The organism is Plesiomonas shigelloides, from assembly GCF_900087055.1.
GTDB lineage: Bacteria > Pseudomonadota > Gammaproteobacteria > Enterobacterales > CAMTGL01 > Plesiomonas > Plesiomonas shigelloides.
Genome location: NZ_LT575468.1, coordinates 1705728 through 1721319 on the forward strand (window position 1 = coordinate 1705728; position 15592 = coordinate 1721319).

General features: G+C 49.0%; 16 protein-coding genes and 1 other annotated feature. Of the genes, 3 read left to right on the forward strand and 13 right to left on the reverse strand.

Annotated elements, in window-relative coordinates; genetic code table 11:
• Positions 1–219: 219 nt before the first annotated feature.
• The 11 genes from NCTC9997_RS07415 to NCTC9997_RS07465 all read right to left on the reverse strand — a co-directional run bounded on the left by NCTC9997_RS07415 (position 220) and on the right by NCTC9997_RS07465 (position 11404).
• Complete coding sequence (locus NCTC9997_RS07415) at positions 220–1029, reverse strand: vitamin B12 ABC transporter ATP-binding protein BtuD (RefSeq protein ID WP_064977729.1); 810 nt, start codon at positions 1027–1029, stop codon at positions 220–222.
• On the reverse strand, positions 1013–2008 hold the full coding sequence (gene btuC / locus NCTC9997_RS07420) for a vitamin B12 ABC transporter permease BtuC (RefSeq protein WP_064977730.1): 996 nt from the start codon (positions 2006–2008) through the stop codon (positions 1013–1015). Before btuC ends, NCTC9997_RS07415 begins: the two co-directional genes overlap by 17 nt.
• Entirely contained in the window at positions 2008–3096 is a 1089-nt protein-coding gene (gene astE, locus NCTC9997_RS07425; RefSeq protein ID WP_064977731.1) for a succinylglutamate desuccinylase, read from the reverse strand. Before astE ends, btuC begins: the two co-directional genes overlap by 1 nt.
• Before the next feature lie 246 nt (positions 3097–3342).
• The gene (gene ihfA, locus NCTC9997_RS07430) at positions 3343–3639 is read right to left on the reverse strand and encodes an integration host factor subunit alpha (RefSeq protein WP_010863564.1); all 297 of its coding nucleotides are present in this window, start codon (positions 3637–3639) and stop codon (positions 3343–3345) included.
• 4 nt (positions 3640–3643) lie between these two features.
• Positions 3644–6031 carry a phenylalanine--tRNA ligase subunit beta gene (gene pheT / locus NCTC9997_RS07435; RefSeq protein WP_064977732.1) on the reverse strand — a complete coding sequence of 796 codons (2388 nt, stop codon included), beginning with the start codon at positions 6029–6031 and terminating at the stop codon, positions 3644–3646.
• Positions 6032–6049: 18 nt separating this feature from the next.
• Complete coding sequence (gene pheS, locus NCTC9997_RS07440; RefSeq protein WP_010863566.1) at positions 6050–7036, reverse strand: phenylalanine--tRNA ligase subunit alpha; 987 nt, start codon at positions 7034–7036, stop codon at positions 6050–6052.
• A 185-nt stretch (positions 7037–7221) separates the two neighbouring features.
• Positions 7222–7351 (reverse strand) — a sequence feature (Phe leader region).
• Positions 7352–7606: 255 nt separating this feature from the next.
• On the reverse strand, positions 7607–7963 hold the full coding sequence (gene rplT / locus NCTC9997_RS07445; protein WP_010863567.1) for a 50S ribosomal protein L20: 357 nt from the start codon (positions 7961–7963) through the stop codon (positions 7607–7609).
• A gap of 38 nt (positions 7964–8001) precedes the next feature.
• Positions 8002–8199, reverse strand: a complete 198-nt coding sequence (gene rpmI, locus NCTC9997_RS07450) for a 50S ribosomal protein L35 (RefSeq protein ID WP_010863568.1) — start codon at positions 8197–8199, stop codon at positions 8002–8004.
• 87 nt (positions 8200–8286) lie between these two features.
• A complete protein-coding gene (gene infC / locus NCTC9997_RS07455; protein WP_071596471.1) occupies positions 8287–8829 on the reverse strand; it encodes a translation initiation factor IF-3 in 543 nt (180 codons plus the stop codon).
• Positions 8830–8833: 4 nt separating this feature from the next.
• On the reverse strand, positions 8834–10762 hold the full coding sequence (thrS, locus tag NCTC9997_RS07460) for a threonine--tRNA ligase (RefSeq protein WP_064977733.1): 1929 nt from the start codon (positions 10760–10762) through the stop codon (positions 8834–8836).
• A 360-nt stretch (positions 10763–11122) separates the two neighbouring features.
• Positions 11123–11404, reverse strand: a complete 282-nt coding sequence (locus NCTC9997_RS07465) for a hypothetical protein (protein ID WP_039044728.1) — start codon at positions 11402–11404, stop codon at positions 11123–11125.
• A gap of 464 nt (positions 11405–11868) precedes the next feature.
• Between NCTC9997_RS07465 and NCTC9997_RS07470 the strand changes: the two genes are divergently transcribed.
• The 3 genes from NCTC9997_RS07470 to NCTC9997_RS07480 all read left to right on the forward strand — a co-directional run bounded on the left by NCTC9997_RS07470 (position 11869) and on the right by NCTC9997_RS07480 (position 13933).
• A complete protein-coding gene (locus NCTC9997_RS07470) occupies positions 11869–12738 on the forward strand; it encodes a fructosamine kinase family protein (RefSeq protein ID WP_039044729.1) in 870 nt (289 codons plus the stop codon).
• Positions 12739–12945: 207 nt separating this feature from the next.
• Positions 12946–13593 (forward strand): hexitol phosphatase HxpB, encoded by a 648-nt coding sequence (gene hxpB, locus NCTC9997_RS07475; RefSeq protein WP_010863624.1) that lies wholly within the window; start codon positions 12946–12948, stop codon positions 13591–13593.
• A gap of 136 nt (positions 13594–13729) precedes the next feature.
• The gene (locus tag NCTC9997_RS07480; RefSeq protein ID WP_010863625.1) at positions 13730–13933 is read left to right on the forward strand and encodes a CPXCG motif-containing cysteine-rich protein; all 204 of its coding nucleotides are present in this window, start codon (positions 13730–13732) and stop codon (positions 13931–13933) included.
• A 104-nt stretch (positions 13934–14037) separates the two neighbouring features.
• Here NCTC9997_RS07480 and NCTC9997_RS07485 read toward each other — a convergent pair whose 3' ends face one another.
• Positions 14038–14685, reverse strand: coding sequence for a Dph6-related ATP pyrophosphatase (locus NCTC9997_RS07485; protein ID WP_064977734.1), 648 nt, complete (start codon positions 14683–14685; stop codon positions 14038–14040).
• Positions 14682–15329: a riboflavin synthase gene (locus NCTC9997_RS07490; RefSeq protein WP_064977735.1), complete on the reverse strand. Its 648-nt coding sequence runs from the start codon at positions 15327–15329 to the stop codon at positions 14682–14684. The genes NCTC9997_RS07485 and NCTC9997_RS07490 overlap by 4 nt, the downstream gene beginning before the upstream one ends.
• Between the last annotated feature and the right edge of the window lie 263 nt (positions 15330–15592).

Genomic DNA, 15592 nt, shown 5'->3' on the forward strand with positions numbered 1-15592 from the left:
CTGAAATATCCTTATCATAGGTCTAACTTATTCTGTTGTAATGAAACACGCGGAATATATGCATCCTGCTCAGTCTTACTTAAAGATATGCGAGCTAAAGATGCATGCCGTCTGTTTTATCCGCTAAGAGACCTTATGAGCAAGCATTCCCTCAGCAGTAAATCGTAATATTTCATGTGTCGCTGTACAGCTGCATTTGTTTGTTGCAGGCTCGCACAATCACGGGGTCAGCAATAGCTCTCGCCCTTCTACCTGTACTCGCCGAAATGGAACCTGATAAACCGCACTCAATCGCGCCTCGGTCATCACTTGAGCGGTATTTCCCTGCGCCACACAGCGACCATTTTCGATGAGCCAGACCTGATCGGCTTGAGCCAACGTATGATTTAAATCATGTCCGGTCATCACTATAGTTAAATCCGCGTCTTTAAGTTCACCCAGCAGCGTATTAAATACCGCTTGATAAGCAATATCCAGCGCGGTCATCGGTTCATCTAACAATAACAAACGTGGTGCGCCAGATAATGTTGGCCACACTTGTAAAAGAATAGAGACTAACCGGACTCTTTGCCATTCCCCACCAGATAAATGTGAAATCATGCAAGAAAGTTTCGGCTCTAACGATAACCGGCGGGTTAATTCACGCACAGCCAACGCCGTCTCTGCAGTTAGCGGATGGCGTAGATAGGTATGAATATACTGATAGACGGGTAAATCTAACCCAGGATACTGTTGCTGCGGCAAATAGCCACGTAAGCGTGCTAATTGCGCTACCGAACAACTTGATAATGGGCGCGGCTTCTCGTAATCCGTATCCAAATGGGGATGACGTGATGTAACCCTTAATGGCGTTACATCATTCAGCAATACTTGCCCCTGCTCGGGATGTAACATACCCGCCAATATCGCCAGCAGTGTACTTTTACCGGCACCATTAGGGCCAATGAGATGCGTAATTTGCGCTGGCTGGATAATGCCCGACACACCGCACAAACGAGATCCAAGGTGTAAATCAGTCGCCTGTAACATGACGTAATAGCATCCATACAAAAAGTGGCGCACCAATACTGGCCGTAACAACCCCTACCGGCAATTCTGCGGCATTCAGCGACAATCGCGCGACTAAGTCCGCCAGCATCATCGCCGCCGCGCCACACAGACCACAGGCCGGCAATAAATAGCGCTGATCCGTAAAGCCGCCAAGACGCAGGAGGTGCGGCACAATCAACCCGACAAAACTAATAATGCCGGCCAATGCCACGCTACTGCCAATAATGACCGCAACGGCCAGCACTAACATGATCCGTAATACCCGAGTATTAAGACCTAATTGACGCGCAGCGGTATCACCCAACATCAAAAGATTAAACACTTGCCCACGGCTTAGCAGCCACAACAACGGAATGACCAGAAGCGGCAGCAGCCACAGTTGTGACCAACTGATCCCGCTAAAGCTACCCATCATCCAGTACATGAGCTGGCGCAGACTTAAATCATCACTGAGATACACCATCCACGTCATCAAGGCGCCACTAAGAATACTCAGCGCCACCCCCATCAATAACAGACGTGCATTATTCAGTTGTCGATAATGCGCCAACCAGAGAAGAAAGAGAGTGCTGATCAGTGCTCCCATTATGGCCAATACACTGACTAACCATAACGGAGGAAATCCCTGATAAGCCCACATGGCGAATACCAGCAAGACCCCCGAGCCATTAGACAGCCCTAATAAGCCAGGCTCTGCCAGTGGATTAGCAAACAGATTCTGCATCGCTGCCCCAGCGGTGGCCAGCGCCGCGCCGGTTAAACAGGCCACAATTAAGCGCGGTAGACGCAATTGGAATACCAGCATCTCGGTCATCGGATCATGCCAGTTTTGCAATGTGACCCATTGCTCACCCGCCGCCAGACTAAATACAAACAACGCCACAACCAACAGCGCCATATAGCCGAGCCGACGTCGGCAGCGCTGCTGCTGTGCTAACACTAATTGATAAAATGGCATCAGAACATCAAATCACGAGAAGAAACAGGAACGACCGTCAGACAAGCGCGCTGGCCAATAGCCACATTCAGGTTTGGGAACACCACGGTTTCCCCTTCCTGCTCAATGCAGTAGATGGTTTGCCCATCCTGCGCAATCACATCGCCACAACGAAACGCCGAAAAATTCGGTAAGTCATCTAAGAAAAGAAAGCGAAAATCATCACTCTGCCGACGGATTTCACGTCGCACCTGATACAGATGGCATTCCGTACTCGCCGCGTTCACCTGCTCAAGCGATTGCCAACGCGGCCATACGTATTGACGATCCGACAGTAACGCCATCAATGCTTGTTGTAATGGGCGCAGCGGCGTTAAATCATTCTGCCCAAATGGACAGGCACGGCCAAGCTCGATGGTAAACGCATGCGCATCAAACTCACGCGCAGTGAAATAACTAAATGTCGTGGTCGGGCAATGCATCAACAGCACAGTGCGAATATCACTCGCCGCAAGGAAACCCAGTTGTGCTTGGCTATACGGTTCGCCATGACGAAATGGATAGATAGCAAAGCGTTCATGGCGCGACGCGCGTAGCGCGGTATGTAAATCATAATGACAACGTTCGCGAGCTACCATCTCTGACCCATTAGTGGCATCACCACTCTCACGATAGCCCCCTTCACGAAAGAAGCGATCAACATAGGCTTCCAACTTGGCCGCTCGATCACGTTCGCGCGAACGCCCGCCCAAATGTGCGCCGCTAAACAACCGGTTAAGGTTGTCACGAATTTCGCGTACATTGGCATTCAGCGCCGCGGGGTTACCAAAGATAAACATCACCCGCTGCTGTACCGCCCACTCCTCCAGTAACAGCCCCTGCACCATCTGCGCCAGTAACTCCACAGGCGCGGTTTCATTACCGTGAATGCCGCAGGACAAAATAATATCGCGCATACCGGGATACGCCGGAGTAAAGACAATCACACCGGTATCCCATACGGAAACCAGTGTGCCATTTTCCAGCTCAAATTCACCGGCAGGCAGGTGCCACTCATGAGCCAGAGTCAGAGCTAAAAAGTCGCCATTCAGCAAAGCCGCCTGTCGCATAGCGCTATCCTTCGTATTTCTCTGTTTTGTTTTATGCCGTGTACTGACACTGCGTATCTTACTTAAAAATACCGCAAATTCAGGCAAGTGATGCTAAATCCTCGCGGTGAACTAACATATTTTTGCTTTGTAACCGAAAAGCTGTTTTCAGCAGCACACTTATTACGCGATATAACAAGGCTCGAGGTAAAAACACCAGATATGAAAAAGGCTGCCGTCAGGCAGCCTTTTGTGTGATAGGAGGCGTTATTCCTTTATTGTGGCATTTTCCACACGGGCTTTAAGCTTTTGCCCAGGCTTGAATGTCACTACCCGACGGGCAGTAATCGGAATATCCTCTCCAGTCTTGGGATTGCGCCCAGGTCGCTGGTTTTTATCACGAAGCTCGAAGTTTCCGAAACCAGATAGCTTAATCTGTTCGCCATTCTCCAAAGCCTTTCTGATTTCCTCGAAAAAAGCTTCAACCAGATCCTTGGCATCCCGTTTACTGAGCCCGAGGCTTTCAAACAGATTTTCTGCCATTTCGGCTTTGGTGAGCGCCATAGATTTAGTCCCTCAAGGATGCTTGGAATCTTACTTTTAACGCTTCCACTATGCCAGACACAGCGTTAGCGATTTCCTCTTCTTCCAGTGTACGGGAAGTGTCTTGTAGAGTCAGACTGATCGCCAAACTCTTACAACCATCATTTACACCTTTTCCACGGTACACGTCAAATAAGTTTACGCCAACTAACTGATTTCCGCCAACTTTCCGACATTCATCGATAATATTTTGTGCAGAAACTGACTCATCGACCACAATAGCAATATCACGACGGTTCGCAGGGAAGCGAGAAATGCTCTGTGCAGAAGTGATGGTACGCTGAGAAATCTTGTCCCACAGCACTTCAAACAGCATGGTGCGACCATTCAGATCCAGCTTACGCTCCAGTTCCGGATGCAGTGCACCAATGAAACCGATTTGCTCGCCATCCAGTACCAGCGCAGCGCTTTGGCCTGGGTGCAGGGCTGGGTTTGAGCAAGCTTCAAACTTCACATCATCCAGACGGCCGGTCAGCTCTAGAACAGCTTCCAGATCGCCTTTCATGTCAAAGAAATCAACGGTTTTGCTTTCCTGACCCCAATGCTCGTTGCTGCGGTTACCAGTCAACAAACCGGCCAGCATCACTTCCTGACGCACACCGTTTTCAGCCGCCGCATCTGGCACAAAGCGCAGACCGCTTTCAAAAATGCGCACACGTGGTTGCTGACGGTTCTGGTTGTAAACCGCAGCACCAATCAGACCCGACCACAGAGACAGACGCATTGCAGACATGTCTACCGAAATTGGGTTTGGCAGGATCATCGCCTCTTCACCCGGATGCAGCAGAGCTTGCACCTTAGGATCAACGAAGCTATAGGTGATCGCTTCTTGGTAGCCCTTATCAACCAACGCCGCTTTCACACGCTTCAGCGGCAGATTCGCTTCGCGGTGATCGTTCATACGCAGTTCAGCCAGTGGAGCTTCATTTGGAATATTATTGTAACCAAAGATACGGGCCACTTCTTCGACCAGATCTTCTTCAATTTCCATATCGAAACGCCAAGATGGCGCTACCGCTGTCCAGCCTTCTGCAGTCTTGCTCACTTGGCAACCCAAGCGAGTCAGGATATCTGTAACCACGTCATCTTCAACATGGTAACCAATCAGAGCATCCAACTTGCTACGACGCAGCGTAATGGTCGCCGCTTGTGGCAGATGGGCCGCAGAGGTCACATCAACCACTGGACCGGCTTCACCGCCGCAGATTTCCAGCAGCAGCGCGGTAGCACGCTCCATCGCTTTGTTCTGCACCGCGTAATCCACACCACGCTCGAAACGGTGGGAAGAGTCAGTGTGCAGACCGTAAGCACGAGCTCGGCCAGTGATGCTCAGTGGGCTGAAGAAAGCACATTCCAGCAGAACATCTTTAGTTTCTGCCGTTACGCCAGAGTATTCACCACCGAAAATACCGGCCATCGCCAATGGACGGCTATGATCAGCCACCACCAGAGTGTCGGCACGCAGGGTCACTTCATTGCCGTCCAGCAGAGTCAGCTTCTCGCCCTCTTCTGCCATACGCACCACGATACCGCCATCAATCTTCGCGTGATCAAACGCGTGCATTGGTTGGCCCATTTCCAGCAGGATGTAGTTAGTCACATCCACCACAGGATCGATAGAGCGAATACCGCAACGACGCAGTTTTTCCTGCATCCACAGCGGGCTGGTGGCGTTCGCATCAATACCTTTGATGACGCGACCCAAATAGCGTGGGCACGCATCCGGTGCGCTCACCTTGATTGGCATCACGTTGTCGATGCTCGCGGCAACTGGGCTGATTTGTGGCTCAGTCACTGGCAGACGGTTCAGTACGCCCACTTCGCGCGCGATACCCAGCATGCCTAAGCAATCAGCACGGTTTGGCGTCAGACCAATTTCAATCGCGTTATCGTTAAGCTTCAGATATTCACGAACGTCCATACCCACTGGCGCATCAGCTGGCAGCTCGATAATGCCATCTGACTCAACCGGAATCGCCAGCTCGTCGAAAGAACACAGCATGCCTTCTGATGGTTGGCCACGTAGTTTGGCTTTCTTGATTTTGAAGTCGCCCGGTAATACCGCACCCACGGTGGCACAGCACACTTTCAGGCCCTGACGGCAGTTTGGTGCACCACACACGATATCGATAGGCTCGCCCGCACCGACATCCACTTTGGTCACACGCAGCTTGTCAGCATCAGGGTGCTGAGCGCATTCCACAACATGGCCAACAACCACCCCCGTAAACGCACCAGCTACTGGCTCTACGGCGTCAACTTCCAGACCGGCCATGGTAATTTGTTCGGACAGTTCTTCGGTGCTAATCGCAGGATTCACCCACTCACGCAGCCAAGATTCGCTGAATTTCATCGTGTTCGACTCCTGAAATTATTTGAATTGCTTAAGGAAACGCAGATCGTTCTCGAAGAAAGAACGCAGGTCTGTTACACCGTAACGCAGCATGGTCAGACGCTCTACGCCCATACCAAATGCGAAACCGGAGTAAACTTCAGGATCGATACCAACATTGCGCAGAACGCTTGGGTGCACCATACCGCAGCCCAACACTTCCAGCCACTTGCCGTTTTTACCCATCACATCCACTTCGGCAGAAGGTTCTGTGAACGGGAAGTAAGATGGACGGAAACGAATGGTCAAATCTTCTTCAAAATAGTTACGCAGGAAATCGTGCAGGATCCCTTTCAACTGAGTGAAGCTGATGTTCTTGTCGATCATCAACCCTTCCACCTGATGGAACATTGGGGTGTGAGTCTGATCGTAGTCGTTACGGTATACTCGGCCTGGCGCAATGATACGAATTGGCGGCTCTTCGTTTTGCATGGTGCGGATCTGTACACCAGAAGTCTGGGTACGCAGCAAACGGCGTGCATCAAACCAGAAAGTGTCGTGATCAGCACGTGCCGGGTGGTGACCTGGGATATTCAGTGCATCGAAGTTATGGAAATCATCTTCAATTTCCGGACCGGTTGCTACGCTAAAGCCCAACTCACCGAAGAAGGTTTCAATACGTTCAATGGTACGGGTTACCGGATGCAGACCACCGTTTTCGATGCGACGACCCGGCAGAGAAACATCGATAGTTTCCGCAGCCAGACGAGCATTCAGCGCGGCAGACTCCAGCGCTTCTTTCTTCGCGTTCAGCGCTTCCTGAACTTCCTGTTTCGCCTGGTTGATCACCTGGCCTGCAGCCGGACGCTCTTCCGCCGGAACATTACGTAAAGACTGCATTTGCAGGGTCAGGTGCCCTTTCTTGCCCAGAAACTCAACGCGGACGTTATCCAGCGTAGCGACATCATTCGCCTGCGCGATGGCCGCCTGAGCCTGTGCAACTAATTCTGCTAACTGCTGTTGCATGTATTTCCTCGATTACCCTATTCAGGGAATTGCCCGTAGCCGTAACCTACCAATAAACAAGGATATTATCGTTTTCCTGTCTATTCACCAAACGCTAATACGGTTCCGAAGACAATACCGGATGCACGTTACAACCGGATTGTGCTTTTTTCATCGTTTCCGCATGTTTTTCTGACGATAGCACCAATAAAAAAGCCTCCCAGAGGGAGGCTTTTTCTGCATTCGTCTTTCGTTTCTTTTCTCAGAGCGAAGCAACCTCCCGATTAACAGGGGCTAAAGAAGAAGAAACGAAAAAAGAATGTATGGACAGTCATTAAGTGCTTACCAAATTGTTTGTGTTCTACTTTACTGCGCCAGCTTCAAGCTTAGAGCTTCGATTTTCTCAGCGCCGCTTTGACTGGTTTTACCAAACTGCCGATGACTGAGTCAATCACTACTGCATTAATACCAATCTACCCGAGACTCGCTCTAACTAACCTGCACTACTGGCCAATATGCTTGCGATAGACCATGTGATACAGGAGCCAGAAATGAATAAGGGAGGCAATGCCTCCCTTACCCGAGTTCGGCTTACGCCAGAGCTGCTTTCGCTTTTTCTACCAGAGCAGCGAATGCTGCTTTGTCGAATACTGCGATATCAGCCAGGATCTTACGATCGATCTCGATAGATGCCTTCTTCAGACCGTTGATGAAACGGCTGTAAGACATGCTGTTCTGACGAGCAGCAGCGTTGATACGCGCAATCCACAGCTGACGGAACTGACGCTTCTTCTGGCGACGGTCACGGTAAGCATATTGGCCTGCTTTGATTACTGCTTGGAAAGCAACGCGATAAACGCGAGAACGGGCACCGTAGTAACCTTTCGCTGCTTTCAGAACTTTTTTGTGACGTGCACGTGCAGTCACACCACGCTTCACACGAGCCATGGTTATCTCCTAATCGTCTTAAACCTGAAAAAAAATTTTTATGCGTATGGCAGACAAGCTACAACCAGAACCAAGTCAGATTTAGCAACCATTGACTTGTGGCGCAGATGACGCTTACGAGTAGTGGATTTCTTAGTCAGGATATGACGCAGGTGAGACTGCTTACGCTTGAAACCACCAGAAGCAGTTTTCTTAAAACGCTTAGCGGCACCGCGCACGGTTTTCATTTTTGGCATGAGTATCTACTCCGCATTGTTAAATACAACGAACCAGCTGGGCGAGTAATAGCGGTGCGAACACCGCTATTGACTACTTGTAATGCCTTACTGTTTCTTCTTAGGTGCGAGCACCATGATCATTTGACGTGCTTCGATTTTGCTCGGATACGATTCAACCACAGCAATTTCTGCCAGGTCGTCACGGATACGGTTCAATACCTCAACACCGATCTGTTGGTGAGCCATTTCACGACCACGGAAACGCAGTGTGATTTTGGCTTTATCGCCTTCTTCAAGAAAACGAATCAGGTTGCGTAGTTTGACCTGATAGTCGCCTTCATCAGTACCAGGACGGAATTTAATTTCCTTAACCTGAATAACTTTTTGATTTTTCTTCTGTTCTTTCGCAGCCTTGCTCTTTTCATAAAGGAATTTGCCGTAATCCATGATTCGGCAAACCGGCGGCTCTGCGGTAGGACTAATTTCTACCAGATCAACGCCTGCTTCTGCTGCTTTTTCACGAGCATCATTGATGCTAACTACACCGATTTGCTCGCCATCGATGCCAATCAGACGGACCTCACGAACGCGAATTTCTTCGTTGATACGGTTTGGTCGCGTTGGCTGAACTCGTTTTGCGCCTTTAATAAGCTTATTCCTCTAAAAGATTCAAGTTACGGCTGCGAACTTCTTGCTTCAGATGAGCAATGAATTCGTCAACATTCATGCTGCCTAAGTCTTTACCGCGGCGAGTGCGGACAGCGACTTTGCCGCCTTCCACTTCTTTATCGCCACAGACCAGCATATACGGCACACGCCGTAAAGTGTGCTCGCGGATTTTAAAGCCAATCTTCTCATTTCTCAAGTCTGATTTTACACGCAGACCTGCTGAGTGAAGTTTTTCGGTTAATTCGCGAACATATTCGGCTTGGTTGTCAGTGATATTCATCACTACAGCCTGTACCGGAGCCAACCAGGATGGGAAGTATCCTGCGTATTCTTCGGTCAAAATACCGATGAAACGCTCCAGTGAGCCTAAAATTGCACGGTGAATCATGACAGGTACGTGGCGATCATTGTTTTCGCCAACGTAAGAGGCACCCAAACGACCTGGCAGCGCGAAGTCGAGCTGGATAGTACCACATTGCCATGCACGATCCAGACAATCATGCAATGTAAATTCAATTTTCGGGCCGTAGAACGCCCCTTCACCCGGCTGAAGCTCAAACTCCAGACCATTAGCACGCAGTGCTTCTGCAAGCCCCTGCTCTGCTTTATCCCATGTTTCATCGGAACCGATGCGCTTTTCCGGGCGAGTTGACAATTTTACTGCAATATTCTCAAAACCGAAAGTGCTGTAAACGTCGTAAACCATTTTAATACAATTGGTTACTTCAGATTGCACTTGGTCTTCAGTACAGAAAATGTGCGCATCGTCCTGAGTAAAGCCACGCACACGCATCAAACCGTGCAGAGAGCCTGACGGTTCGTTTCGGTGACAGCAGCCGAACTCGGCCATACGCAGCGGCAGATCACGGTAAGATTTCAGACCTTGGTTAAAGATCTGCACGTGACCTGGGCAGTTCATTGGCTTGATAGCGTATTCACGGTTCTCGGAAGAAGTGGTGAACATCGCTTCGGCGTATTTTTCCCAGTGACCAGAACGCTCCCACAGGACGCGGTCCATCATGAATGGGCCTTTCACTTCCTGATAATCGTACTCACGCAGTTTCATGCGCACGAACGCTTCCAGTTCACGGAAGATAGTCCAGCCATCATTGTGCCAGAATACCATGCCCGGCGCTTCTTCCTGCATGTGGTACAGGTCAAGCTGCTTACCGATTTTACGGTGGTCACGCTTAGCGGCTTCTTCCAGACGCTGCAAGTAAGCATTCAGCTGCTTCTTGTCTGCCCAAGCAGTACCGTAGATACGCTGCAACATCTTGTTGTTGCTGTCGCCACGCCAGTAAGCACCGGAGATTTTCAGCAGTTTGAAGTTGTGGCAGAAACGCATGTTAGGCACGTGTGGACCACGGCACATATCAATGTATTCTTCGTGATGATACAGACCCGGTTTATCGTCACGGGCTACGTTCTCATCCAGAATAGCGATCTTGTACTCTTCGCCACGCTCAGCGAATGTATCGCGAGCTTCCTGCCAGCTGACTTTTTTCTTGATAACGTCGTAATCTTTTTTGGCCAGCTCCAGCATGCGCTTTTCGAGCAGATCCAGATCTTCCTGATTCAGGGTACGATCGATATCAACGTCGTAGTAGAAACCGTTGTCGATTACCGGACCGATGGCCATGCGGGTATCAGGCCACAGTTGCTTAATGGCGTGGCCCAGCAGGTGTGCACAGGAGTGACGCAGAATTTCTACGCCCTCTTCATCTTTGGCGGTGATGATAGAGACTGATGCATCGTTCTCAATCGGATCGCAAGCATCCACCAGTTCGCCATTGACGCGACCAGCAATACAGGCTTTGGCCAGACCAGGACCGATATCACGCGCGATATCCATAACAGAAACGGCATGATCGAACTGACGTTGACTACCGTCAGGAAGAGTAATAACAGGCATTATGATTCCTTATTCTGCAGTGGTGATCCGCACGAAAGATCACATACAGAGTTAATAATCTTTACTTTTCATATAATTAAGCACTCATCATCCCTTAACAGATTGGTAGTGATGTTGAGTACAAGTCGGTACGCGGAGGCTCTCCGGCACACAGCGCATGACACCATTACCTTGATGTCTTACGCTGACAGTTTTCGATGTTATCACTAACCAACAGGTAATTGCACCCTTGCGGCACACTGAAACACAGTGATTTGAAAGAGAAATCACGGGTAAATACCCACAAACGACAGATTAACTTACTGGGTTACGAGGGAAAGAAAAAAATAAAGGAAAGATAAGGCGGGAAGCGATACTCAGCTACAAAATAAAACTCATGACATAAGCAAACGAGAGTACGCACCCTCCCCAAAGGGTGATGCCAGCGGACGATTGTGTTCTGGACAACAGACAAAAGAGTAAGGCCACCAGCAACATAAGCTCGATGATCACCTGTACTGGAAACGCCAGTAAGCGGTAATACATCATATAAACGAGGCTCTGACCGGAGAGTGTCTGTTGACGTAATTCATTCTCCACCAGTAAAAATGCGCTGATGTAGAGCAGATGATTCAGTGTTAAAAATGACAAAACCTTATGCATGCCCGCTTCACTCCCTTAAAGCCTGATAGGTTACGCATGAGCGCCTTGCTTGATAACCGGTTCACCCTACTCCCCCCTATAATCGCCTCATCCTTGAGTGTGCTATAGCGTTAAAGCGTTAATGATGATCCGAAATGTATGGGTGCAGAACAAAAAACGTACACCTATAAAGATATAACACTCTCTCTAGATTTTGGGAAATCATGACTCAACGTTACGTAGCTATACAGCCTCTTCTGCGGTGTAGATTCCCATTTTGCGGATTAGCAGCGCCTCGGAGAAACACGCCAGATAAGGCTCAGCACATTCTGATGGCAAAAACATATTGCGATAGTATGTTTTTGAATTACAGGCAGGTTACACAAGGTTAAAGATTGTACAACTGTGCGCTATCTCAGGGATTAGACTAGATTTATACGCTAGCGTTAATGGTAGCACTCCGCTAAACCGTAAGGGGTAACTCTATGTGGCATAGCATTTGTACATTGCTGAGCGAACAGTTTCAGTATGATTACTCGATAACAGAGAAACAGATGCTTCAGGGCGGTGAAGTTCATGAGACTTATCGGATCTCTGATGGGAAAAATCCGGTATTCATTAAAGTGAACGATATCTCCCTGCTATCGAAGTTTACCTCTGAGCTGGATGAACTGCGCTTACTGAAAAACAGTGAGACGATTCAAGTTCCCCAACCTTACGCTGTCGGCTCCTATCGCGATAAGTGCTTTATCCTGATGGAGTTTCTTGAGCTACGTGAATTAAATCAAGTGGACGCCGCAGAGCTAGGTGCTCAGCTTGCGTGCCTACATCTGTGGGGCGAGCAGCTTAAATTTGGTTTTGATGACGATAATTGGCTTTCAAGCACGCCACAGCCAAATGGTTGGATGCCGCGGTGGGATAAGTTTTTTGCTGAACAACGCATCGGTTGGCAGTTACAACTGTGCTTGGAAAAAGGCATTAATTTTGGGCCGGTCGATGTGATTGTCGATAGCGTGCGTGATTTGTTGGCCGGGCATCATATTGAGCCGTCGTTATTGGTTGGCGATATGCGACTAGCGAATTGTGCGAGCACGGCACAAGGGCCGGTAATTTTCGACCCAGCATGCTATTGGGGGGATCGTGAATGTGACATTGCCTCCAGTGAGTTGTTTACCCCACTTCCCGATGCCTTTTATCGCGCCTACGAACGGGTCAGCCCATTGCCGAATGGATATCAGGATCGCAAATCTGTCTATCAGCTCTATCACTTACTGAATTTTTGTAACCTGTTTGGTGGACACTATCTGGAGCAAACGCAAAAGGCGATTGATGATCTGCTGCAGAACAATTACTGATGTCGTGATACGCCGCATGATGATTTGAATAGAGGTGACATCATGTTTTTAATTGGGGTGACGGGCCGTTATACATTCTCAGTGGGTGACGAAATGGATTATGATGTGCGCTAAAAGTGCGCCATCTCACTAACATTATTCGGTTTATTTAGCGGACATCGCCTGTCACATCTGTGGGAGCGCCGCCACTCAGGGAGACGTCATTCCATGCTTAAAGCAGCAATTTTTGATATGGACGGTTTGTTGGTTGACTCCGAGCCGTTCTGGCAACAGGCTCAGTTAGATATCTTGCAACCTCTTGGGGTGGAAATCACCCGGCATGACACCACGTTGACCACCGGTGTGCGCATCGATCAGATCGTGAATCTCTGGTATAGCCGCTTCCCTTGGCCTGCACCGAGTAAAGAAACCGTGGTTAATCAGATTGTGCAGCGTGTTGGTGAACTGGTTGCAGAATACAAACCTTTGATGCCGGGTGTGCATGAGGTGTTGGCGCTGTGCCGCAAACGCGAGCTCAAGATTGGTTTAGCCTCTTCCTCACCGCTGGAGTTAATTCATACCGTGCTTAAAGCACTGGATATGACACAAACTTTCGATGCCATTGAATCGGCTAAGTTTTTAGCTCATGGCAAACCCCACCCTGAAGTTTACCTGAAGTGCGCGCAGGCACTGCATGTGCAGCCGACACAGTGTATTGCCTTTGAAGACTCATTACCGGGTTTGATTGCAGCCAAAGCGGCGCGTATGCACACCGTTGTGGTGCCAGAAAAATCGCAGTTAGAAGATCCGCGTTGGAGCATTGCCGATTACTGCTTGGCAAGCTTGCAGCAAGTGACTCATGCTCATCTGAATTAAGGTAAATTCGCCTTAGAACAGTAATTTATGAGTCGGATCATCATTTCCACTTATTTCGTGATGAGAATCAAAATTATTCACTATATTGAAGTAGAGAACACCGCTTCTCGGATGTTGCCGTAACAAGGAGTTGGTTATGCGTCAATACAGTGAAAAAGTGATTGAATGTCCACACTGTGGTCATCATATGCGGGTTGCGCTGGATTTCAGCAACGGTAATCAGAGTTTTTACGATGACTGCCCTGCCTGCTGTAATGCGGTACACCTGAACATTGAAGTGGATGAGCTACATGGCAGCGTTAAACTCTTTGTTGACGCCGATGATGAGCAAATTTTCTGATTCTAGCCAAGAATTCATTCAGCGCCGAACACCGACAGCTGACATGAGCGATTGAAATTGAATGAGAAGACTGAATTGCAAATAAGGGCCTTGTGGCCCTTATTTTATTGATAACGCTGAAAGTGAAAGCGTTCTTGCCGTTCAATATGCAAAGACTGCACATCCAAACGCTGAGTGAAGGCCGGCGAATTCACCACCAGTGTATGAAACTCACCGTGCTCGCCACAGGGATCTACATTAGCCGGTAATTCAGCCAATAACGATGCATCAAAGCGACGGCCACAAAACTCCCCGTTTAGCTGCGTGGTATCCACGCTTATCAGGTAAGTCTCAATCCCGCGCTGGATAATCTCCTGCGCTAACAAAGAAGTTGGCTCCCCCATCAAGGGGAATAAAGTCTGCCAACCTTGTGGCTCTAAGTAACTACGGCGAAATTCAGCAATCCCATCCAAAAACAGATCGCCAAACGCCAACGTATCAAACGGTAAGCCACTTTGCTGTAACCCTTGCACCACGCTTTGTTTATAGACTTCATTGCTTGGCCAATGCGGTAACGCAATGGTGCATAGCGGCAACTGCAAACGCTGCGCCTGTTGTTGCACGATGCGAATTGGTGTGCCTTGAATCGGAACCTCATCAACACTGTAAGTGGTAAACAGCCCCACGACTTCCACATCGGACATTTCTTGCAATCGAAGCAAGGTCAGCATGGAGTCTTTACCAGAGCTCCAGCTCAGTAATACCCGTTTCACTGACCGCTCTCCACATGAGTTACGGCAACATATTGTTTCATCTGCTCGGCCATCACGCGTTCGACGGTATCCACGACCGCTTGGGTTTGCGGGTCAATCTCCAGATTAACGCGGTCACCCAAGCGACGTTGTCCTAAGGTGGTTCTGGCCAAGGTTTCCGGGATCAAATTGACACAAAACCGTGAACGGGTAGTTTCACCAATGGTCAGACTGATCCCATCAATGCCGATGTACCCTTTGGTCAGGATATATTTCATCAGTTCTTGGGGGGCGCGAAACCAAATCTGACGATTCGTTTCCGAAGTCAAAATCTTCACCACTTCCGCGGTGGCCATTACGTGCCCCGACATCGCATGTCCGCCAATTTCATCGCCAAATCGTGCGGCACGCTCAATATTGACCCAGTCACCGACCTTTAACGCCCCCAGATTGGTGATGCGCAAGGTTTCCTTCATGAGGTCTACAGTAATATGTGCACCATCAATGCGGGTGACTGTCAGGCAGACACCATTATGCGCAACCGATGCGCCTAACGTCAGTCCGGATGACAACTCTACAGGCAATGCCACTTCCATCGTTCTTAACTGATCTTTTTCTTCAATCGCGATGATTTGTGCTTTGCCCTGCACTATTCCGGTAAACATGTTCCTACTCCTGACTGATAGCTCGGTAAATGCTGCTCGCAGTGTGCCTGATTTCTTGGCGTTGGCCAAATATCGCCGTTATGACAGTAGCAGAATTTTGCCTATGCAAATCGTGCCAACCTGTCTAACCTGCTGATTTTTAACAGTAGAAAATAGCACCATCCCTCTGAATTTACTGGTAACATATTAACCGTTTCCTTTCTATAAATTACGCAGAGCCTAAAAATGCCTCTGCGAAAGCACAAAATAAGGGATTGTTCTCC